This is a genomic window from Streptomyces sp. NPDC029044 (assembly GCF_040637495.1).
Taxonomy (GTDB): Bacteria; Actinomycetota; Actinomycetes; order Streptomycetales; family Streptomycetaceae; genus Streptomyces.
Genome location: NZ_JBEZWN010000005.1, coordinates 98513 through 119088, shown reverse-complemented (window position 1 = coordinate 119088; position 20576 = coordinate 98513). Strand labels below are relative to the sequence as shown.

General features: G+C 72.7%; 11 protein-coding genes and 1 pseudogene. 2 read left to right on the top strand and 10 right to left on the bottom strand.

Annotated elements, in window-relative coordinates:
* Positions 1–2: 2 nt before the first annotated feature.
* Positions 3–1583, bottom strand: a complete 1581-nt coding sequence (guaA, locus tag AB0E85_RS06840; protein WP_361923314.1) for a glutamine-hydrolyzing GMP synthase — start codon at positions 1581–1583, stop codon at positions 3–5.
* Positions 1584–1763: 180 nt separating this feature from the next.
* On the opposite strand from guaA, the gene AB0E85_RS06835 reads away from it, so the two are divergent.
* Complete coding sequence (locus AB0E85_RS06835; RefSeq protein WP_361923310.1) at positions 1764–2195, top strand: chorismate mutase; 432 nt, start codon at positions 1764–1766, stop codon at positions 2193–2195.
* A 496-nt stretch (positions 2196–2691) separates the two neighbouring features.
* On the opposite strand, the gene AB0E85_RS06830 is transcribed toward AB0E85_RS06835, so the two are convergent.
* Positions 2692–3873: a hypothetical protein gene (locus tag AB0E85_RS06830; protein ID WP_361923307.1), complete on the bottom strand. Its 1182-nt coding sequence runs from the start codon at positions 3871–3873 to the stop codon at positions 2692–2694.
* 224 nt (positions 3874–4097) lie between these two features.
* On the opposite strand from AB0E85_RS06830, the gene AB0E85_RS06825 reads away from it, so the two are divergent.
* Entirely contained in the window at positions 4098–5081 is a 984-nt protein-coding gene (locus AB0E85_RS06825; protein WP_361923304.1) for an LAETG motif-containing sortase-dependent surface protein, read from the top strand.
* Positions 5082–5174: 93 nt separating this feature from the next.
* Here AB0E85_RS06825 and AB0E85_RS06820 read toward each other — a convergent pair whose 3' ends face one another.
* The 8 genes and pseudogenes from AB0E85_RS06820 to AB0E85_RS06785 all read right to left on the bottom strand — a co-directional run bounded on the left by AB0E85_RS06820 (position 5175) and on the right by AB0E85_RS06785 (position 20462).
* Positions 5175–6959, bottom strand: a complete 1785-nt coding sequence (locus AB0E85_RS06820) for a GMC family oxidoreductase (RefSeq protein WP_361923301.1) — start codon at positions 6957–6959, stop codon at positions 5175–5177.
* Between the two features lie 45 nt (positions 6960–7004).
* The gene (locus AB0E85_RS06815; protein ID WP_361923298.1) at positions 7005–8642 is read right to left on the bottom strand and encodes a succinic semialdehyde dehydrogenase; all 1638 of its coding nucleotides are present in this window, start codon (positions 8640–8642) and stop codon (positions 7005–7007) included.
* A 136-nt stretch (positions 8643–8778) separates the two neighbouring features.
* Positions 8779–10449, bottom strand: coding sequence for a protein kinase (locus tag AB0E85_RS06810; RefSeq protein WP_361923295.1), 1671 nt, complete (start codon positions 10447–10449; stop codon positions 8779–8781).
* 71 nt (positions 10450–10520) lie between these two features.
* On the bottom strand, positions 10521–12050 hold the full coding sequence (locus AB0E85_RS06805) for a serine/threonine-protein kinase (protein WP_361923292.1): 1530 nt from the start codon (positions 12048–12050) through the stop codon (positions 10521–10523).
* A 402-nt stretch (positions 12051–12452) separates the two neighbouring features.
* Positions 12453–13601 (bottom strand): annotated as a pseudogene (locus AB0E85_RS06800) (protein kinase); the annotation flags it as partial.
* Positions 13602–13692: 91 nt separating this feature from the next.
* Positions 13693–15570 (bottom strand): protein kinase, encoded by a 1878-nt coding sequence (locus AB0E85_RS06795; RefSeq protein WP_361923696.1) that lies wholly within the window; start codon positions 15568–15570, stop codon positions 13693–13695.
* Positions 15571–15737: 167 nt separating this feature from the next.
* On the bottom strand, positions 15738–18242 hold the full coding sequence (locus AB0E85_RS06790) for a protein kinase (protein WP_361923289.1): 2505 nt from the start codon (positions 18240–18242) through the stop codon (positions 15738–15740).
* Positions 18243–18395: 153 nt separating this feature from the next.
* Positions 18396–20462 carry a serine/threonine-protein kinase gene (locus AB0E85_RS06785; protein WP_361923286.1) on the bottom strand — a complete coding sequence of 689 codons (2067 nt, stop codon included), beginning with the start codon at positions 20460–20462 and terminating at the stop codon, positions 18396–18398.
* Between the last annotated feature and the right edge of the window lie 114 nt (positions 20463–20576).

The window sequence follows — 20576 nt, the reverse complement described above, 5'->3', positions numbered from 1 at the left end:
GGTCACTCCCACTCGATCGTCCCCGGCGGCTTCGAGGTCACGTCGAGGACGACGCGGTTGACGTCCTTGACCTCGTTGGTGATCCGGGTCGAGATCTTCGCCAGGACCTCGTAGGGCAGGCGCGACCAGTCGGCCGTCATGGCGTCCTCGGACGAGACGGGGCGCAGCACGATGGGGTGGCCGTAGGTGCGCCCGTCACCCTGGACGCCGACGCTGCGGACGTCCGCGAGGAGGACCACCGGGCACTGCCAGATGTCCCGGTCGAGACCGGCCGCCGTCAGCTCCTCGCGGGCGATGGCGTCGGCCTCGCGCAGCAGGTCCAGGCGCTCCTTGGTGACCTCGCCGACGATGCGGATGCCGAGGCCGGGGCCGGGGAAGGGCTGGCGCTGGACGATCTCCTCCGGCAGGCCCAGCTCCTGGCCGACCATGCGGACCTCGTCCTTGAAGAGCTTGCGCAGCGGCTCGACGAGCTCGAACTCGATGTCGTCAGGGAGGCCGCCCACGTTGTGGTGGGACTTGATGTTGGCCGTGCCGGTGCCGCCGCCGGACTCGACGACGTCCGGGTAGAGGGTGCCCTGCACGAGGAAGGCGACCTCGGGACCCTCCTCCTGGAGGATCTCCAGCTGCGCCTGCTCGAAGACCCGGATGAACTCGCGGCCGATGATCTTCCGCTTCTCCTCGGGGTCGGAGACCCCGGCCAGCGCCTTGAGGAACCGCTCCTCCGCGTCCACGACCTTCAGCTGGACGCCGGTCGCGGCCACGAAGTCCTTCTCGACCTGCTCGGTCTCGCCCTTGCGCATCAGGCCGTGGTCGACGTACACGCAGGTCAGCTGGGAGCCGATGGCCTTCTGGACGAGGGCCGCGGCGACCGCGGAGTCCACGCCGCCGGACAGGCCGCAGATGGCGCGCTTGTCGCCGACCTGCTCACGGATGGCGGCGACCTGCTCCTCGATGACGTTGCCGGTCGTCCAGTTCGGGGTGAGCCCCGCGCCGCGGTACAGGAAGTGCTCCAGCACCTGCTGTCCGTGCGTGGAGTGCATCACCTCGGGGTGGTACTGGACGCCGTAGAGCTTCTTCTCGTCGTTCTCGAAGGCGGCGACGGGTACGACGTCCGTGGAGGCCGTGACGGAGAAGCCCTCGGGGGCGGCCGAGCAGGCGTCGCCGTGCGACATCCAGACGGGCTGCTCGGCGGGGGTGCCCTCGAAGAGGGTGGAGGACACCTTGGAGACGTGCAGGTCGGTGCGGCCGTACTCGCGGGCGCCGGTGTTGTCGACGGTGCCGCCGAGGGTGCTCGCCATCAGCTGGAAGCCGTAGCACATACCGAAGACGGGGACGCCGGCCTCGAAGATCTCGCGGTCCAGGCTGGGCGCGCCCTCCGCGTAGACCGACGAGGGGCCGCCGGAGAGGATGATCGCCGCGGGGTTCTTGGCGAGCATCTCCCGGACCGGCATGGTGCTCGGCACGATCTCGCTGTAGACCCGCGCCTCGCGGACACGACGGGCGATGAGCTGGGCGTACTGCGCGCCGAAGTCGACGACCAGGACGGTGTCGGCGGCGTTGGCAGCGGGAGTCGCTGATGACACGGGGTGCCTTCCGGCGGTGGGGCGGGGGTCTTGTGCCACCCGATTCTACCGGGGGGCCGCCGGGCTCCTTCCGTGCACCGGACGACCACCCCCGTCTCAGGATGCGAACCGGCTTGGACGGCCCCCGGGGGCGGTGCATACTTGCCCCCATGTTCAAGCACCAGACGTTCGTCTTTACCTATGGCATCCGGCCCGCCGGACGCCATGGTCGTGCTGCTTGAGCAACTGACAAGCGACTTCCCAGGCGCCCCGGGCCGACAAGGCCCGGGGCGCCTGCGTTCGTCCGGGCCGTGCCGCCCCGGGGCAGCCCCTGACGACGAGGAGCCCCCTATGACCGCCATCGACGTGACCGGCGCCCGCACCACCGAAGCCGCCGGCGTGATCACCGGAGCCCGCGAGCGCATCGACGCCCTCGACGACCGGATCATCGGCCTGATCCAGGAACGGGTGGCCGTCTCGGCCGTCATCCAGGAAGCCCGGATCGCCTCCGGCGGCCGGCGCGTGAACCTGTCCCGCGAGATGGACGTGCTCGGCCACTACAGGGAGGCGCTGGGCAAGCCCGGCACCGCGCTCGCGATGACCCTGCTGGAGCTGTGCCGGGGCAAGATCTGAAACCACATTCGCGGGACAGACGTACGACCCCTCCTCACCCGGACGGCGCGTGACCGCCCCCGCGGCATCTCGTTGGTCCCGGTGTCCGTGCCAGCCAGGGGCGGGCCCGAAAGAACCACGCGTGGCTCACTGGAGCGATGAGACGCACGGATCGTGCCGTGCGTCGTGGGACCTCGCTCCAGGAAAGTGACCGGACGGCAGGGGACAGCAGCCCGGTCACCCAAGAGACGGTCGGCTCCGGGGACGCCCGGGGCCGACCGGCGGACCTTGCATAAATGCACAAGTCTGGGTCAAACGGTTGCGGGCGCCGCATTCATCCAGCACGATGCCTACACGGTCCAAGTCCCCCCGCGGACCCCCGCATTGCCCCATTGCCAGAGGTACAGACCAGCGGCGCACCCCCCGGCGCCGCTTCCAGGCACCGGCGCTGCCCTGACGTCGGTGCTGACGAGAAGAAGGGCCCCGCGGCTCCACCCCGCGGGGCCCTTCGCTCTGCTCAGGTGCGCGTGACCGTCCCGCAGTCGCCGCCGTCGCCGCGTTCGAGCTCCCTGCTCCGGTCGTACGGGTCCGTCGCCGGGCCGCTCGGCTCGGGGCCCGCGGACCTGCTCGACGAGAACTCCGGGTGCAGGTAGCCGTCGTTGACGAAGCAGGAGGAGTTGCCTATCTCCTGGTCGTAGTGCATGAGGAGCAGGCGGCCGGGGGTGACCTGGTAGCGGCCGGGGTCGGCGAGTTCGACGTCGAGGACCCGGCGCACGATGGTGCGGGTGACCTCGGTGGGGCCGTCCGCCCGGACGACGGGGTAGACGAAGGTGTAGTCGGCGCGCACGGCCACACCTCCCTGCGTGCCCTTCTTGAACGTCATGCGCCCACGGGTCTTGATCACGTCGCCGGCCGGCCGTACCTCGTCGGGGTCGAAGCGGCTGAACAGCGTCACCGGGTCGTGCTCCTCGCTCGGGGAGCGCAGGCCGGTGTCGAGATCGTCGAGGAGCGCGGGCTGCTTGGGGTCGAGCACGGAGAGCGCGGCCGTGGGGCGGGCCCCGCGTACGGTCTTCGGGTCGAGATTGGCGCCCACCAGCAGCTTCTTCGTCAGTTTCAGCGCCTCTTCCACCCGGCCCCGGGAGACCGCTCCGACGGCCTTCGCCTCGGGCAGGACGATGCCGGCCTCGCCGTCGGCCCAGCGCTCGGCAGGTGAGCCGGCGAAGGGCCGGTCCAGGGTGGGGGTTTCAGGGTCCGAAGCACCGGGCGCGGCGGTGGGCGCCGTCGACTCGGCGGGCAGCGGTGAGGCCTCGGCGGCCCGGGGTTCCCCGGTGCCGAAGGGGTCGCCGGGCAGCAGCGAGGGCTTCAGCGCCACCAGCGCCACGGCCACGGCGACGGGCACACCGAGCACGGCCCACAGCTTGCGGCGCCGGGCGGCGCGGCCGTTCATCTCCTTCCCCCAAGCTCTCGACTTCGCTCGACCAGGGGGGACCCCCATGGCCGGACCGGTGCGCCACCCGGGCGGCACCTCGCCCCGGGCGTCCTGTTCGCGCAGCCGCTCGGTCACCATGCGGGCCCGCGCGGACGGCTCCTTGGGAGCGGAGGAACGGATGTCCCGTTCGGTGTCACGGGTGAACTGTTCCCAGACGTCGTCGGGGATCTCCGAGGCCGACGGCTGATCGTCGGACGGCTTTTCTGACACGAAGTCAAGATCTAAGCGGGCGAAAAGCGCCTTCACAAGACTTCACCGGAAGGTCTTCTGTGTGACTCAGCCCACATAAGAATTCTGTGAATGCCGGCACAACCATTCACAGGTTTCACGGATCAAACCTGCCGAACCAAGGGCCACTCCCGCGCCCCACACGCGGAGGCCTCCCCCAACGTTCGTGCCGCATCCCGCGGTACGCCGGACTTTCCGAGGTCTTCATGAAGCTTCGCCGCGCCATGGCAGCAGCGGCCGCTACGGCGGTCATAGCCCCGGTGGCACTGCTCGCGGCACCGGCCGCGTACGCGACCGACGAGACGACGCCCACGCCGAGCGCGTCGGTGAGCGAGTCCGCTCCCGAGACGTCGCCCTCGCCGTCGGCGACCGAGTCCACCCCCGCCGAGACGACGCCGACTCCGAGCGCCTCCGTGAGCGAGTCCGCTCCCGAGACGTCCAGCTCGCCGAGCGCGTCCGCGAGCGAGTCCTCCCCGGCGCCCTCCGCCTCCGAGCCCGAGGAGTCGGAGTCCCCGGACCCCGAGCCCTCGATCTGTGAGGACACCAAGGTCGACGTCAGCATCTCCGGCCTGCCCGGCAAGATCGCGGCGGGCAGCGGCTGGCACAAGTTCTCGCTGAACGTGCTGAACAACTCCGACTCGACGCTGAACGACCTCGACTTCTTCGCCGGGGCCTCCCCCGACAAGAACGGCGAGGAGCTGTTCTCCAGCAAGCAGGTCCGGCTCCAGGCCTGGGACCCCCAGGACAAGATCTGGGTCGACCTCAACGAGGGCGGCTACGCGGTCGGTTACGTCGGTTACACCGACGAGCTGAAGCCCGAGTACCAGGTCAACATCCCGCTGCGCCTCAACGTCAGCAAGTCCGCCCCGGTCGGCGCCGGCTTCTCGCTCGGCGCGACGATCTACGGCGACAACGACGCCGAGTGCACCGGCTTCGGTGACGTGTCGTACAAGTTCCAGATCGTCTCCTCCGGTACGGACACCGGCGGCACCAAGCCGCAGGAAGGCGGCAAGGCCCCCGTCACCGACGAGAAGCCGAGCGGCAACACGCCGGAGGTCACCGGCAGCCTCGCCGAGACCGGCTCCAGCTCCGCGCTGCCGATGATCAGCCTCGTCGGCGGTGCCGCGGTCGTCGCCGGTGCCGGCGCGATCTTCGTCGTCCGTCGCCGCAAGGCCGGCGCGCAGGCGTAAGCCACAGCGGCCGGCACAGGCCGCGGCACCAAGCAGAAGACGGACCTGCGCTCGGAGGGGGGCGCAGGTCCGTCTTCTGCTTGCCGACTTCGGCTACTGCTTCGGCGGCACCGCCGGCATGCCGAGGAACGGCAGCCGCAGCGCGCCGAACGCCTCCGCCGGGACCGCCGGGGACTTCGGCTCGACGGGCTGGAGACGCTCGTAGGTGCCCTGCTGCGGGCGCGGGTCTTCCTCGCCCTTGTTGGGCCAGTACGACATGGCCCGCTCGGCCTGGGCGGTGATGGTGAGGGACGGGTTGACGCCCAGGTTGGCGGAGACCGCGGCGCCGTCGACGACGGAGATGCCGGGGTGGCCGTAGAGGCGGTGGTACGGGTCGATCACCCCGGACTCGCGGGAATCGCCGATGGGGCAGCCGCCGAGGAAGTGGGCCGTGAGCGGGGTGCCCATCAGTTCGCCGACATTGGAGCCCGCGAAGCCGTTGATCTCGGCGGCGAGTGCCGACGCGCCCTCCGTCGCGGCCTTGATCTGCTTGGGGTTGGGGGCGCCGTGGCCCTGCCGGGCGGTGAGCAGGCCGCGGCCGACGCCCGACGGTTTCACGTACGTCGTCAGGGAGTTGTCCAGCGACTGCATCACCAGGCCGATGATGGTCCGCTCCGACCAGCGGCGGTTCGACAGGGAGCGCAGCACCAGCAGCGGGTGCCTCGCGGCGTTGGCGAGGAAGCCCAGGACCCGCGAGCTGCCCGAGTTCGTCCCCGCGTACGGCACCTGGAGGATGGACAGGCCGCCCATCGAGTTGGAGCCCTTGCCGTAGCGGACCGGCTCGATGTGGGTGTTCGCGTCCGGGTGGATGGAGGACGTGATGGCCACGCCCCGGGTGAAGTCGGCCTTCGGCGCGCCGTGCGCCTTGCGGTAGCGCCGGTCGTCGGTCTGGGCGCCGACCAGGGCCTCGGAGTTGGTGCGGGTCAGCTCCCCCAGCCTGTCGGAGAGATGCGGCAGCTGACCGCCCGCCTTCATGCGGTGCAGCAGGGTCTGGGTGCCGTAGGTGCCGGCGGCGAGGACGACCCTGCGGGCCGTGAAGGTGCGGCCCTTCTTCTTGCCGCGGTCGTCGGTGGGCAGGGTGGCGACGGCGAAGCCGCCGCGCGAGTCGTCGGTGAGCGACACGACCGTCGTCATGGGGTGGACGACCGCCCCGGCCTTCTCGGCGAGGTGCAGGTAGTTCTCGTTGAGGGTGTTCTTCGCGCCGTGCCGGCAGCCGGTCATGCACTCGCCGCACTCCGCGCAGGCCTTGCGGGAGGGGCCCGCGCCGCCGAAGTACGGGTCGGGCACCTCCTGGCCGGGCTCGGCCTTCACCGTGCCGTCGGCGTCCTCGCCGTCACCGAAGAAGACGCCGACCGGAGCCATGTGGAAGGAGTCGCCGCAGCCCATCCGCTCCGCGGCGGCCTTCAGGTGGACGTCCGAGGGCGTCATGGTCGGGTTGAGCCGTACCCCCAGCATGCGGCGGGCCTGGTCGTAGTACGGCTTCAGCTCCTCCTGCCAGTCGGTGATGTCACGCCACTGGGGGTCCTCGAAGAACGGCTTCGGCGGGACGTAGAGGGTGTTGGCGTAGTTGAGGGAACCGCCGCCGACGCCCGCGCCCGCCAGGACCATGACGTTGCCGAGGAGGTGGATGCGCTGGATGCCGTACATGCCGAGCTTCGGCGCCCAGAGGTAGTTCTTGAGGTCCCAGGAGTTCTTGGGGAGGGTCTCGCGGGTGAAGCGCCGGCCGGCCTCCAGGACGCCTACGCGGTAGCCCTTCTCGGTGAGGCGCAGGGCGGTCACCGAGCCGCCGAATCCGGAACCCACGACGATGACGTCGTAGTCGTAAGCGTCCTGAGGCACGTGCCGTCTCCCCTTCGAGTGTGCAGTGCGGGTGGTGCGGGTGGTCTACCGGAACCCGAACGCCTTCATCAGGCGGAGGCTGCGGCTCATGAACCGGGCGTACTTCTCGTCGTCCATGCCCAGCGAGGGGGCCATGGGGAGCACGCGCTGGTGGGCGACCGTCTGGGCCTCGGTGTACTTGAGGATGCCCTCGGAGCCGTGGCGGCGGCCGAGGCCCGAGTCCTTCATGCCGCCCATCGGGGACTGGACGCTGCCGTAGGCGGGGGCGTAGCCCTCGTTGATGTTGACCGTGCCGGTGCGCAGCCGGGCGGCGACCTCCTGGCCGCGGCGGCCGTTCTTCGTCCACACCGAGGAGTTGAGGCCGTACGCGGTGGCGTTGGCGCACTCGATGACCTCGTCCTCGTCGGTGAAGCGGTAGACCGACACGACCGGGCCGAAGGTCTCCTCACCGCAGACGGACATGTCCGTGGCGACACCGTCGAGGATCGTGGGCTCGAAGAAGTACGGGCCGATGTCCGGGCGCGCCACACCGCCCGCGACGACCTTCGCGCCCTTGGCGACGGCCTCCTCGACGTGCCGGGTGACCGTTTCGAGCTGGCGTTCCCCGACCAGGGAGCCCATGTCGGCGCCGTACGCCAGGGACGTGCCGAGGCGCATGGCCTTCGTCCGGGCGGCGAAGCGCTCCAGGAAGGCGTCCGCGATCGACTCGTGGACGAAGAGCCGCTCGATGGAGATGCAGAGCTGGCCCGCGGAGGAGAAGCAGGCGCGGACCGCTCCGGCCGCGGCCTTCTCGATGTCGGCGTCCTCCAGCACCAGCATGGCGTTCTTGCCGCCGAGTTCGAGGGAGACGCCGACCAGCCGCGCGGCGGCGCCCTGGGCGACCTCGCGGCCGGTGCGGGTGGAGCCGGTGAAGGAGACGTAGTCGGCGTGCCGGACGACCTCCGGGCCGACGACCGGGCCGTCGCCGATGACGACCTGGAAGACGTCGGCGGGCAGCCCGGCCTCGATGAGCAGGTCACGGGCCCACAGGGCGGTCAGGCAGGTCTCGGTGTCCGGCTTCATGACGACGGCGTTGCCGGCGACGAAGGCCGGGAGCGCGTCGCCGACCGACAGCTCCAGGGGGTAGTTCCAGGGGGCGATCTGGCCCACGACACCGCGCGGGTGGCGCAGTTCGGTGACCTTCGTGAGGGTCGGCACGGCGCCGGCGTGCCGCTTGGGACGCAGGTAGGCGGGCGCCTTGCGGCCGTAGTGCCGGGCGGCGACCGCGACGGCCTGGACCTCCTCGTGGGCGTGCAGCCGGGCCTTGCCGGTCTCCAGCTGGATGAGGTCGAGCACCTCGGCCTGGCGCTCCAGCACCAGGTCGTGGAAGCGGAGCAGGACGGCGGCGCGCTGCCGCACCGGGGTCTGCGCCCACACGGCCTGGGCGGCGCGGGCCAGTTCGAAGGCCTCCGCCACGTCCTCGGGCGTCGACTCGGGGAGGTCCGCCAGCTTCTCGCCGGTGAACGGCGTGTGGTTGGCGGTCCGGCCGGAGCCGGTCACACCCTTGGTCAGCTGGGCGACCAGCTCCGGCGTCACCACGTCCGCGGCGGTGCGGGCGCCCTCCGGGGCGGGGGCGAGGGGGTTCGTGCCGGTCTGTGCCGTGCCGGTCTCTGCCGTCTTCTCGGCGGCCTGCGCGTCCGTCATGAGGCGCAGGGTATGCCGGGACGGAGGCTTTGGGTACCCGTCGGTAATACGGCTTCACCGAGTGCACACACGACGCCAGTGACTGCTGGCAACAAACGCGCTGATCAGGACGTTGTGCGTGACCAGCGGGTGTGATTCAGCCTTTTACGATCCCGAGCCGGTCCCGGGCCCCCTCGAACACAGAGGTGCCCTCTTCCTCTTCCGGGGTGCCCCGGGGCATGTCGACACGCAGTTCGTACATGCGGTCGTCATCGGTGCGGACGACCAGCCGCAGGAGGCGCCTGGGGGTCTCGCCCCGGCGGTACGTGGTGTCGGCGAGGGCGGCTTCGTGGCCCTGGACGCTGGTGCGGGTGTACCGGGTCTCTTCCCCGGGCTGCCGCGTCTTGACGGCCTGGTCAGCCGGGGAGGCCGGTGCCCTGTCCCAGAAGAGGAGCCGGACCTGGATGGTGCCGGTCCGCTCGTCGCCGTAGAGCACGGTGCGGGGCTGGTCGGCGGCACTGCCGGTCCGGTCGAGGGGGCGGTAGTGGCGCGGCAGATGGAGAACGGCCGCCATGTCCGGCTCGGGGTGCGGGCTCCAGACGTCGGTCGCGTCGGCGGCCTGCCCGGCGCTCTCCGCGCTGCTGGTCTCGGCGAGCTGCGTGACGGCCCCTATGCCGCCGGCGAGCAGTGCGGAGAGGAGGGCGAGGGGGCCGGGGCGCAGGAGGCTCTGGCGTTTGGCGGGTATGGGGTCGTGCTGCGTGTCGTGGACGGGCGGGGCTGCGGGGGCGGGGACGGACTGAACGGCAGGCACGTCGGGCACGGTTGCGGCCACGGCGGCGGGCACCGGGTCGGGCCGGGACGCGGCCCGGTCGTCCGGCTTCCGTAGGTGCTCGGCCGTCCGCCCTGCAACCTCGGCCGGTGCGGGTCCCGCCACCGCCTCCAGTTCCTTCGCGACCTCCTCGGCATCCGGCCGCCGATCGGGGTCCGGCACCAGCAGCCGTGCGATCAGCGGCCCGAGGGGTCCGGCGCGAGTCGGTTCGGGCGGCTCGGCGGCGAGGATCGCTTCGAGCGTTGCCTCCGGCGTGGCCCGCAGGAACGGGGACGCGCCCTCGACGGCCGCGTACAGCAGGGCGCCCAGGGACCACAGGTCGGAGGCGGGCCCCGCGATGCGGCCGGACATCCGCTCGGGGGCGACGAACTCCGGCGGGACGGCGGTGGCCTCCCCGCTCGCGGTGAGCAGGTCCTCGCCCTGCACATGGGCGATGCCGAAGTCGGTGACGACGACGCGCCGGTGCGGGCCGAGCAGCACATGGGCGGGCTTCACGTCCCGGTGCACGATACCGACCGCGTGCGCGGCCCGCAGGGCACCGAGGACGGCGAGGCCGATCCGGGCGGCTTCGGGCACGTCCACCGGGCCGCGCCGGAGTCTGTCGTCGAGGGACTCGCCGGGCACCAGCTCCATGACGATCCACGGCAGTCCGTCGAGCGTCTCGGTCGCGTCGAGTTCGTCGGGGCCCACGGGGCCCGGGTGTTCGTCCCGCTGCTCCGCCTCGACGACCACGTCGTGGATGGTGACGGCGGCGGGATGGTCGACGCGGGCGGCGGCCCGGGCCTCTCGGTGCAGCCGGTGGGCCGCCCGCCGGTGGCTCTCGTCCTGCGGGCCGCCCGGCAACCGCGGCTGTCTGACGGCGACTTCACGCTGTTCGAGTTCGTCGAGGGCCCGCCAGACGGTGCCGGTGCCGCCGGAGCCGATGCGCTCGACCAGCCGGTAGCGCCCACCGACCAGCCGGCCCCGGGCGTCGTCCGTCCCGCCCCCGTCGTTGCTCATGCCCCATCAGTACCCCGCCGGGCGCTTCCTTGTCGACGCGGGCCGTGTCCGGCGCAGTTGAAGGGGCGGAATCAGGTCTTGTCAATGTCCAGATTCGCGATCGCGGTGCTCGCCACCTCGCGCCCACGGGCGGTGAAGTCGCTCTTGTCCGGGTAGCTGACGGTGAGTTTGTACATGTCGCCGCCGGGGGTCCGGTAGTAGAAGATCTGGCACTCCCGGGGGCGTGGGTTCTCGCTGTCGTCGGTCGTGAAGGGGACGGTGTTACGGGCGGCCTTCTTCTCCCGGTATGTGGTCTCCCGGGTGTCCGTCTTCTTCGGCCCCTCGTCCATGTCCAGCTCGTAGCTGCCGCTCTCCTTGAACCGGGTGTCGTCGTCGTACATCTCGGCGGCCGCCGAGCCCGCGATGTTGCCGCCGGTGTCCTCGGCCTTCTTCTCCAGGCTCAGGTTGATCCAGACGCTGCCGCTCCGGTCGCTGTACGTGACCCAGTGACCCCGGTCGGACTTCCGGTCGGGCACGGTCCGCTCGTACCCGGCGGGGACGGCGAGCGACGCGGCCAGATCCTTCTCCTGCTTCATCTCCCAGCCCTCGGGCAGCGGTCCGGCGAACGGGTCGGCGATCACCAGGTACGCCGTCACCGCCGCCGCGACGGCCGCGGCGCCCAGTCCGAGCCAGGCCTTGCGGCCGAGCCGGACGCCCCGGCCGCCACCGCCCGGGCCCGTGGTGACCCGCACGGCCTGCGTGGCCTGGGCGGCGGGCGGGTTCGCGGCCGCCTCCAGCAGGGCACGTACCCGGGCGGCGTTCGGGCGGCGGGCCGGGTCCTTGTCCAGCAGGCCGTTGATGGCCTCGGCGAGCGGGCCCGGAGCGGAGGCCGGCGGTGCGGGCGTGGCGTTGAGGACGGACTGGAGCGTGGCCGGGGTGTTGCTGCGGCGGAACGGCGAGACGCCCTCCGTCGCCGCGTACAGCACCACGCCGAGCGACCACAGGTCGCTGGCCGGCCCCGGGCGCTGCCCCAGGACGCGCTCGGGCGCGATGTACTCGGGCGAGCCGACGAACCCGCCCGTGTCGGTCAGATTGGTCTCGCCCTCGATCCGGGCGATCCCGAAGTCCGTGAGGACGACCCGGTCGTACCGGCCGAGCAGCACGTTGTCCGGTTTCACATCACGGTGCAGGATCCCCGCCGCGTGCGCGGCCTCCAGTGCGCCGAGCACCTCCAGGCCGATCCGGGCGGCCTCGCGCGTGGAGAGGGTGCCCTCTTGGAGCGCGTCTCCCAGGGAGCGGCCCCGCACCAGCTCCATCACGATCCAGGGCTGGTCCTCCACGACCGCGACATCGTGCACGTCGACCACCGCCGGGTGGTCCAGCCGGGCTGCCGCCCGGGCTTCGCGACGCATTCGCTCGAAGGCGTTGGCACGTTCGCGTTCGGGAAGATGCTCCGGGACGCGGGGTTCCTTGACGGCGACCTCCCGGTCCACCGTCTCGTCCTTGGCCCGCCACACCGTGCCCATGCCGCCGTGCCCGAGCTTGGCCAGCAGCCGGTAACGCCCCGCGATGAGCCGCCCCGCACCAGGGCCCCCGGGCCCCTGAGCCGACTGCGCGGGCACGACGTGAGTGGGCGACACGGCCGGTGTGGCGTAGGGATCGCCCGGTACCGGCGCCTGCTGGTTCGGCGGTTGCAGTGCAAAAACTCGTTGGCTCGTCGGCCCCGGATCGGGCTCCCCCGTCGCTGCTCATGGGTTCATCCATATCGCGGCAACCGCCCGCGGATCCACAAAGGACGCGAGCCGGTCACAGACCCGTGACTTCACCAGGGGACCGCTCTCCCCTTTGTACCGGTTCGACTGGTCGGGTGGTGGTCACGGGCTGGGCGCGGCCGTGCTCGGGGAGGCCGGCCGGGGTTCCGGCGTCTTCGGCGAAGCGGTCCCGGGTTCCGGCGTCTTCGGCGAAGTGGCCCCGGGTTCCGGCGTCTTCGGCGAAGTGGCCCCGGGTGCCGGCGTCTTCGGCGAAGCGGTCCCGGGTGCCGGCGTCTTCGGCTTGTTCGTCGCGGAACGCGTCGGCGTGGGGCCGCCGTCCCCCGTGCCCTCCTCCCGCAGCAGCGCCGCCGCGGACACCCCCGCCCCCGCCATCGCGGCGACCAGCAGCGCCGCGATGAGCACGCGCCGCGTGGGCTGGCGCAGGAAGGGCTCCTCCGGACGACCCGGCGCGGGCAGGACCGCGGGCGTCCCGGGCGCTGGCCCTCCGGCGGAATCCGGCGGCGGCCGGCGCGGTACGTCCCCCGCCGCCGGCGACGAACCGTACCCGGCCGGCGGCACCGGCGGTGTACGGCCGGTGTCGCGGAAGGCCTGGAGCATCCGCTCGGCCCGGTCCGCGTCCAGCCGCCGGTCCGGATCGCGCTCCAGCAGGCCGCGTACGACGGGCAGGAGCGGCCCGGCCTGCACGGGCGGCTGGATGTCGCCCACGACGACGGCGTGCAGGATGCCGCCCAGGGAGTCGCGGTGGAACGGCGACTCACCGCTGAGGGCGGCGCACAGCAGCGCGCCCAGCGACCACAGGTCGGACTCGGGCCCGGTCCGCACTCCGGACATCCGCTCGGGCGCGGTGTACTCGGGCGAGCCGACGAAGGCCCCATTCTCGGTGAGCGTGGGGGCGCCCGCGACCTGGGCGATCCCGAAGTCGGTGAGGACGACCCGGTCGGTGCCGGTCTCCAGCAGCACGTTGTCCGGCTTGAGGTCACGGTGCAGTACGCCGGCCGCGTGCGCGGCGCCCAGCGCGCCGAGCAGGGCGATGCCGATGCGGGCCGCCTCGGCGGCGTCGACCGGGCCCCGCTGCGCGAGCCGGTCGGCGAGCGAACCGCCCTCGATCAACTCCATGACGATGTACGGGCGTTCACCGTCCTCCACGACATCGTGGACGACGATGATGTGCGGGTGGCTCAGCTGGGCGACGGCCCGGGCCTCACGCAGCGTGCGGTCCCGCTGCCGGCGCGCCTGCGCTGCGGAGAGCGTCTCGTCGTAGGGGAGTTCCTTGACGGCCACGCTCCGGCCCAGCAGCTGGTCGGTCGCCCGCCAGACCACACCCATGCCTCCGCGACCGAGTTTCTCCTGGAGCCGGTAACGGCCCGCGATGACACGCCTGTTGTGCCCCTCGGTCCCCATGCGGCCATCATGCCCCAACGGACGGAACCACTCCGGGGCGGCGAGGGACGGCTGGCCGAAACAGACAGCCCGTCGTCCAAGTGCCCCTGCTTCAGGAGGTCTTCTCCTGCCAGCCCTGGAGCAGCGAGGTGAACTGCTTGCGCGCGGTCGCCCAGTCCGCGGCCGGGACCGACATGTAGAGCGCGTACTCGGTGCCGTCGCGGGCGACGTAGGTCTCCTCGACGGCCCGGCGCGGGCCGGGGAACTTGATGTCCTTGGGCTGGGCGGTCCAGGTGTACTCCCACCGGGCGCTCTCCCGGTCACGGTAGACGTTGCGCTCCAGCGTGACGCGCTTGTAGTCGACCAGTCCCTGAAGCTGCTGCTCCAGGTCGAGCTGGTGCGCGTAGGGGTCGGCGAAGTCCGGGGACGTGTCGACGGCGATGCGGACGAAGTGCCGGCCGCCGTCCGGCGAGTAGTCGATCTGCTTGAGCTCGCCCTGCTTGCCGAAGGGCTTGCGCTTCCAGCCCTTGGGCAGGTAGAGGCTGAATCCTGCGGGGTCGTCGTAGCGGGTCCAGCTGGCCGGAACCGAACTGCCGGGCCGATCCGTGGGGTTCTGGCCGTCGGAGCCTGCGCTCTGCGACGGCCGGCTCCCGTTCCACTGCTGGAGCACCACGGCCGTGCCTCCGCCGATGATGGCCGCGAGCGCGACGACCAGGGCGAGGGTGCGCAGCCGGCGGCGCCTGCCCGAACCGGCCGGCTGCGGGCCGGTCGCCGTCGGGCCGACGACGGTGGGGCCGGCGGGGCCCCCGGAACCGGCCGGGTCGGCCGGGCCGGCCGGGCCGTAGGGCGCGGTACCGGCCGCGGACGCCCCGGTGGCCGGGGTGCCGGCCAGGGGCGGGAGGGGTGTCCCGGTGTGCGAACCGGAGCCGGTGCTGAAGCCGGTGCCCGGGTGTCCGGAGCCGGCCCGGCCCGTGCCCGCGTGTCCGGAGCCGGTCTGGCCGGTGCCCGGGTGTCCGGAGCCGGCCTGGCCCGTGCCCGGGTGTCCGGAGCCGGAGGTGCCCGTGGTGGCCGTCCCCGCCCCCGTGCCGCTGTGGGTGTCCCGGTACGGCGTCGCCCCTGCGTACGGCGACGGCCCTCCGTACTGCGTCGGCACATACGCCTGCGCCCCGTTCGGCCGTCGCCCCTCCGCGGCCTCGGCGAGCATCTGCTCGGCCTCGGACGCGTCGGGCCGGGTGGCCGGGTCCTTGCGCAGCAGGGCGGTGACGACCGGCGCGAGCGGGCCGGCGTGCCGGAGTTCGGCGGCCTCCTCCTCGACCACGGCCTGCATGGTGGTCAGGGGCGTGGTGCGGCGGAACGGCGACCGGCCCTCCACCGCCGTGTACAGCGTCGCGCCGAGCGCCCACAGGTCGGAGGAGGGGCCCGGGTCGTGGCCGCGCACCCGCTCGGGCGCCAGGTAGTCGACCGAGCCGACGACCTCTCCGGTGCGCGTGATGGTCGTGTCGCCCTCGATCTGCGCGATGCCGAAGTCCGTGAGCAGCACACGTCCGTCGCGGGCCAGAAGGACGTTGCCCGGCTTGATGTCGCGGTGCAGGACCCCGGCGGTGTGCGCGGCGCGCAGGGCCCGCAGCACCCAGAGGCCGATGCGGGCGGCCTCGCGCGGCTCGACGCGCCCCTCCTCCTTGACCGCGTCGGCCAGGGAGCGGCCCTCGACCAGCTCCATCACGATCCACGGGCGGCCGTCGTGCTCCAGTACGTCGTGCACCGTGACGACCGCGGAGTGGTTGATCCGGGCGGCGGCCCTGGCCTCCGCCCGGGTGCGGGCCAGCAGGATCGCCTGCTCGCTCTCGGAGACGTAGAGCGCGGCCGTCAACTCCTTGATGGCGACCGACCGGTGCAGCACCTCGTCATGTGCACGCCAGACCCGGCCCATGCCGCCACTGCCGATGCTTTCGGCCAGCCGGTAGCGGCCCGCGACGAGCAGGCCCTGCATCTGATTCACGTTGCCCCGCAATGGTCTTGACAGGGTCAGCGTAAGGACCCGCCCTCACCCTGGGAACAAGCGGGGTACCACGGTGACCGCACTGTGACGGTTGTCGACTGCCGTGACGGGAGGCAACCAGAGGGTGAACGGCGGCGTACAGACGGCGCGCCGGTCGCTCACCCCGTCACCTTGTACGTGGCGGCCGCCTGCTCGTACAGCCGCGTCACCTCGTCGCGTTCCGACTCCGGGCCGCGCACCTGGACCACGTGGTAGCGCCCGTCGACCAGCATCGCGAGGTTGCGGACGTACAGTTCACCCCCGTCGCCGCCGGTCCAGGTGAACTGGCCCTCGGCCATGGTCCGTCCGCCCACCTCGATCGTCTTCAGCCCGGTGGAGGTGGCCCAGCTGGAGTCGCGGTACGGCTGTAGTTCGCGCTCCTTCTCCCGCTGGTAGGCCATCGGGTCGTCGCCGTACTCCGACGCGCTGTCCCGGCCCGCCACGACGATGAGCTCGAAGTCGCCCTTGGAGTAGACGACCTGTCCGCTGCCGCTCCGCGGGGTGCGGTCCCAGCCCTTGGCGACGGCGACCTGGAAGCCCGCCGAGTCCTTGCGCAGGGTGAAGCCGTCGGCGACGTCCGGGCCGGTGGTCTGCGTCTCGGTGGTGCCGGCCGACGACTTGGGGCTCTTCTCCGGCTCGGGAGACGTCTGATCGGGCCGGGGCTCACTGCTGGCGTCCGGCTCGGGCGCCTGGCTGACCTCACCGGCGGCACCGGTACGGTCGGCGCCGTCCGCGCCCTCGGTCCCCGACTTGGGCATGAAGAGCATGGCGTAGGCGATCGCGGCGGCCATCGCGAGCAGGACCAGCAGGAGCAAGGTGCGACCGAGGCGCTGCGGCGAACCGGACTCCTTCCGGGCCCGTTTGTGCCGCCCGTGATGGGCGGGCAGCCCGGCCTTCCTCCTGCGCACGAGCTCGCCCCGGCGCCGTACGACGGGCAGCCGCCGGGCGTCCACGGGCGGCGTCGGCACGACGTGCACCCCGGCCTCCGGCTCGGGAGCCGATCGCACCAGCGAGCGCAGCCAGCCGCGCACTTCCTCGAAGTCGAGGCGCTCGGTGGGATCCTGCCGCAGCAGCGACTCCACGACCGGCCGGAGCGGCCCGCACTCCTCGGCGTACGCGGGCGGTTCCGCGCACACCATCTGCACCAGCTCGGCCGTCGACTCCTCCGGGTAGGGCGCGTGCCCCTGCACGGCCCTGAAGAGCAGGGCGCCCAGCGCCCAGAGGTCGGTCGCGGGACCGATCGGCGCGGCCAGCTGCCAGTTCTCGTGCACGGGGCCGGCCTGCTCCGGCGCCCAGCGTTCCGTGACGGGCCCGACCACGGCCATCCGTGCCTGCCGCGCCCGCTCGGCGGCCAGCGCCGTGGCCGGACCGCGCCGGGGGGCGGGGGTGCCGGCCACCAGGTCGTCCCAGCGGGCCGACTCGCCGTGGTCCGCCGTGTCCGGGGCCGGGGGGAGCGCCGCCTGCTCCCGGCCCTGCGGCACCGGCGCCCCGCCGGTGGTGACGCGGGGGGTGGCGCCGTGCCATCCCGTGGTCCGTGGATGTCCGCCCACGCCGTACGGGTCTGCGATCCGCCCGGGTGGTACGGCCCCGGGGGCGGTGCCCTGCCCGGGGATGTACGGGGACTGCGCCGATCCGTTGCCGTAGGGCGCGGTCCCGCCGTCCGGTGCGGGACGGGCTCCGGGCAGGGCCGCCCGTCCGCCCTGCTGCGCCTCCTGCACCCGTGCGGCAGCCCGGGCGCCGGCCCGGTAGGCCGCGATCGCCCCGGCACGCGCCGCCCGGGGATCCCCGCTCTCCTCCACCGCTCCGCGCGCCGGTACCACCGGGCCGCCACCCGTGGTCCCGCCCCCTGCCGAGGGCAGTCCCCTGGCCTCCCGGGCCTCTATGGCGGCGCGGCGCGCGGCCTCGGGATCACCCGCGCCGCCGATGCCACCGACGGGTCCGGGGCCCGGACCGCCCGCGCCGTTGACCGGCCCTGCGCCGCTCTCGTGGCCGGATTCCTCGAAGGGCGGTTCGGGAACCGGGTCATATCCGCACAAGGCCTCCTCCGCCGCGCCCACCGCCAGCCCGGTCAGCATCACCCGGCCGTCGTCGCAGACGAGTACCGTGCGCGCCGTGATGTTCCGGTGCACCCAGCCGTGCGCGTGCAGCACCCGGAGGGCCATCAGGACGTCCGAGGCCACCTCGGCCGCCCGGTAGGGCGTCAGCGGCTTCTCGGCGAGCAGCGCCGCCAGCGGGCGCGCGGCCACCAGCTCGCTGACGATCCACAGGGAACCGCCCTCGGCGAACACGTCGAAGACCTGGTCGAGCCGGGGGTGGTCGGGAATGGCCGCCGCGGCCTGCGCGGCCTCGACCGCGCGCCGCACCACCGGGTCCGTGGGCCGCCGGGTGCCCGCGCGGGCACCGGAACGCCGCGCACCACCGTCACGCGCCGTGAAACCGTCGGGCAGCCCCTCCGCGTCGAGGACCTCGGCCTCGACCACCTCGGGCAACGGCACCTGGCGGACCAGGACTTCCTGTCCGCTGTAGGTGTCGAAGGCCCGGGTCTCGGTGAGTTCGTACTCGTCGGACGGCGGCAGCGGCAGGCGGTAGCGGTCGGCGAGCACCCGGCCCGCGTAGTCGTCCACGTTGCCTCCCCCGGCAGCCCGTTCGGTCACATCCGTTCGCCCCGCGGTCCGTTCCGGCTGCGCACGGTCCGCAAACATTTACGATACGTGCCGCAGGCAACCCGCAATGCGGTGATGCCAGATCTCACTCCCCAAACCCGGGACGCCTCATGCTCAGGACTTGGGTTCGAAGGTCGCCGTCAGCGTCCGCCAGGTCTCCTTGCGGGTCGCGTCGTCCCAGCCGGCCGCCTTCGCCGTGTACATCAGCGCGTACCCCTGCCGTTCGTCGACCACGAAACCCCGGTCGATCGTCCGGTACTTCGTGCCGCCGTCCGTGTAGGTGAACTCCCAGTCGGCCGTGTTCCAACTGCGGTAGTCCACCTTCTCTATGCGGATCTTCTTGTACTGCGCGCGCACCATGAAGCGTTCCTGGTTCTTCCAGTCCGCCACCGGGTCGCCCTTGGGCGTGGACGTCCAGGCGATGAGCAGCTTCTGCCCGTCGGGTCCGGTGAAGCGGTCGCCCGCCGCACCCGTGGACCGGTACTTCCACCCCTTGGGCAGACCGATCGAGTACCCCTGGTCGCCCTGGTGAGTCGACTCCGCCGCGGTGCCCTTCCCGCCGCCGGTGCCGCCCTCGTCCGGGGAACCGTTCGCCCCGCCGCCGGGCTTGCCGTCCGAGGCGGACCCGGACGGGGCGGGCTGGGTCGCCCCGCTGTCCGTGCGCGTGCCGCCTTCGTCGTCGCCCTTGGTGTCGCCGCTGCTCGACGCCGACGCGACGGTCTTCCCGCCGCCCGCGCCGGAGGCACCCTCCGAGTCCTTGCCGTCACCGTTGAGCACGATCGCGAGCACGGTGCCGATCACGGCGAGCACCACGACCACCGCGATGATCACCAGAGTCCGCCGCGGCACCACGTCGGTCAGCGGCGCCCGGGGCACGGGCCGCGGCGGCAGGTCCGGCGGCGGCACGACGGGCCAACCCGAACTCCGCCCCCCGGACGCCGTCTTCGACTCCGGCCCACTCCGCTCACCGGCACCGGCAGCGCCGGCCGCCGAGCCCGACGGCGTCCCGGACGCACCCGCGGCCCCGCCCCGGCCCGCACCGCCGTCCGGCTCCGCGGAGGCCGTGCCCGCCGCCGGGGAAGCACCCTTGGCGGCCCCGGACTTGCCCCCGGACGTGGCACCGGCGGCCGATCCCGCGGCAGCCGTCCCCGCGGCGGCCTTGCGCACGGAACGCAGCGCCCCGCGCAACCGCTCCCCGGCCTCCTCGCCCCGCTTCCCCCCGGACCCCGAGGAACCGCCCTTGCCGGAGGACCGGTCCGGCTGTGCCGGCAGCGGCACGACCTTCGTCGCGTCCAGCGGCTCCGACTCGGACGTCTCGGGCGCGCGCAGGACCGAGTTCAGCATCGCCCGGGCGCCCGCGTCGTCCAGCCGCTGCGCGGGGTCCTTCGTGAGCAGCCCGTGGATGACGTCCTTCAGCGGGCCCGCGTTCTTCGGCTCCTCCAGCGGCTCGGTCATCACGGCCGTGAGGGTCGCTATGGCCGACCCCTTGTCGTACGGCGGCGCGCCCTCCACCGCCGCGTACAGCAGCCCGCCGAGGGACCACAGGTCGGCTGCCGGGCCCGGCTTGTGCCCGCGCGCCCGCTCCGGGGAGATGTAGGAGGGCGCGCCGACGAGCATGCCGGTCGAGGTGATGGACGGGTCGCCCTCGACCTGGGCGATGCCGAAGTCGGTGAGCACGACCCGGCCGTCCTCGGCGATCAGCACGTTCGACGGCTTCACGTCACGGTGCAGGATGCCCTCGCGGTGGGCGGACCGCAGCACGTCGAGGACGGCGAGCCCGACCTCGGCGGCGCGCTTGGGTTCGAGGAGACCGTCCTCCCGGATGACCTCGGCGAGCGACTTGCCCTCGACGAGCTCCATCACGATCCAGGGCCGGTCGTCCTCCTGGACGACGTCGAAGACCGTCACGGCGCTGTTGTTGCGGATCCGCGCGATCGCCTTGGCCTCGCGCAGCGTCCGCGTGATCAGACGCCGCTTCTCCTCCTCGTCGATGTTCGACGGGAACCGCAGCTCCTTGACGGCGACCGTCCGCCCGAGGGTCTCGTCCTGGGCCCGCCACACCGTGCCCATGCCTCCCCGGCCGAGCACCTTGCCCAGCCGGTAACGCCCCGCGAGGAGACGCTCCCTGTTGTCCTGACGAGTGTCCTGACGAGATGTGCCCGCCCGCTCCGCCTCCGACATGCGTCCCCTCATACAACCCGCCCTGACAGAGCCTCCATTGTCTCTCACCCGACAAGTGCCCGGCGCCCAGGGGCCCCCTGGCGGGAACCCGCGGGTCCGCTCCCACGGAACCCG

Excerpts from the sequence above, each read along its gene's own strand:
- AB0E85_RS06815 (WP_361923298.1), bottom strand. The coding sequence starts at position 8,642 with ATGACGGACGCGCAGGCCGCCGAGAAGACGGCAGAGACCGGCACGGCA.
- AB0E85_RS06835 (WP_361923310.1), top strand. The coding sequence starts at position 1,764 with ATGGCATCCGGCCCGCCGGACGCCATGGTCGTGCTGCTTGAGCAACTG.
- AB0E85_RS06785 (WP_361923286.1), bottom strand. The coding sequence starts at position 20,462 with ATGTCGGAGGCGGAGCGGGCGGGCACATCTCGTCAGGACACTCGTCAG.
- AB0E85_RS06810 (WP_361923295.1), bottom strand. The coding sequence starts at position 10,449 with ATGAGCAACGACGGGGGCGGGACGGACGACGCCCGGGGCCGGCTGGTC.
- AB0E85_RS06825 (WP_361923304.1), top strand. The coding sequence starts at position 4,098 with ATGAAGCTTCGCCGCGCCATGGCAGCAGCGGCCGCTACGGCGGTCATA.
- AB0E85_RS06795 (WP_361923696.1), bottom strand. The coding sequence starts at position 15,570 with ATGCAGGGCCTGCTCGTCGCGGGCCGCTACCGGCTGGCCGAAAGCATC.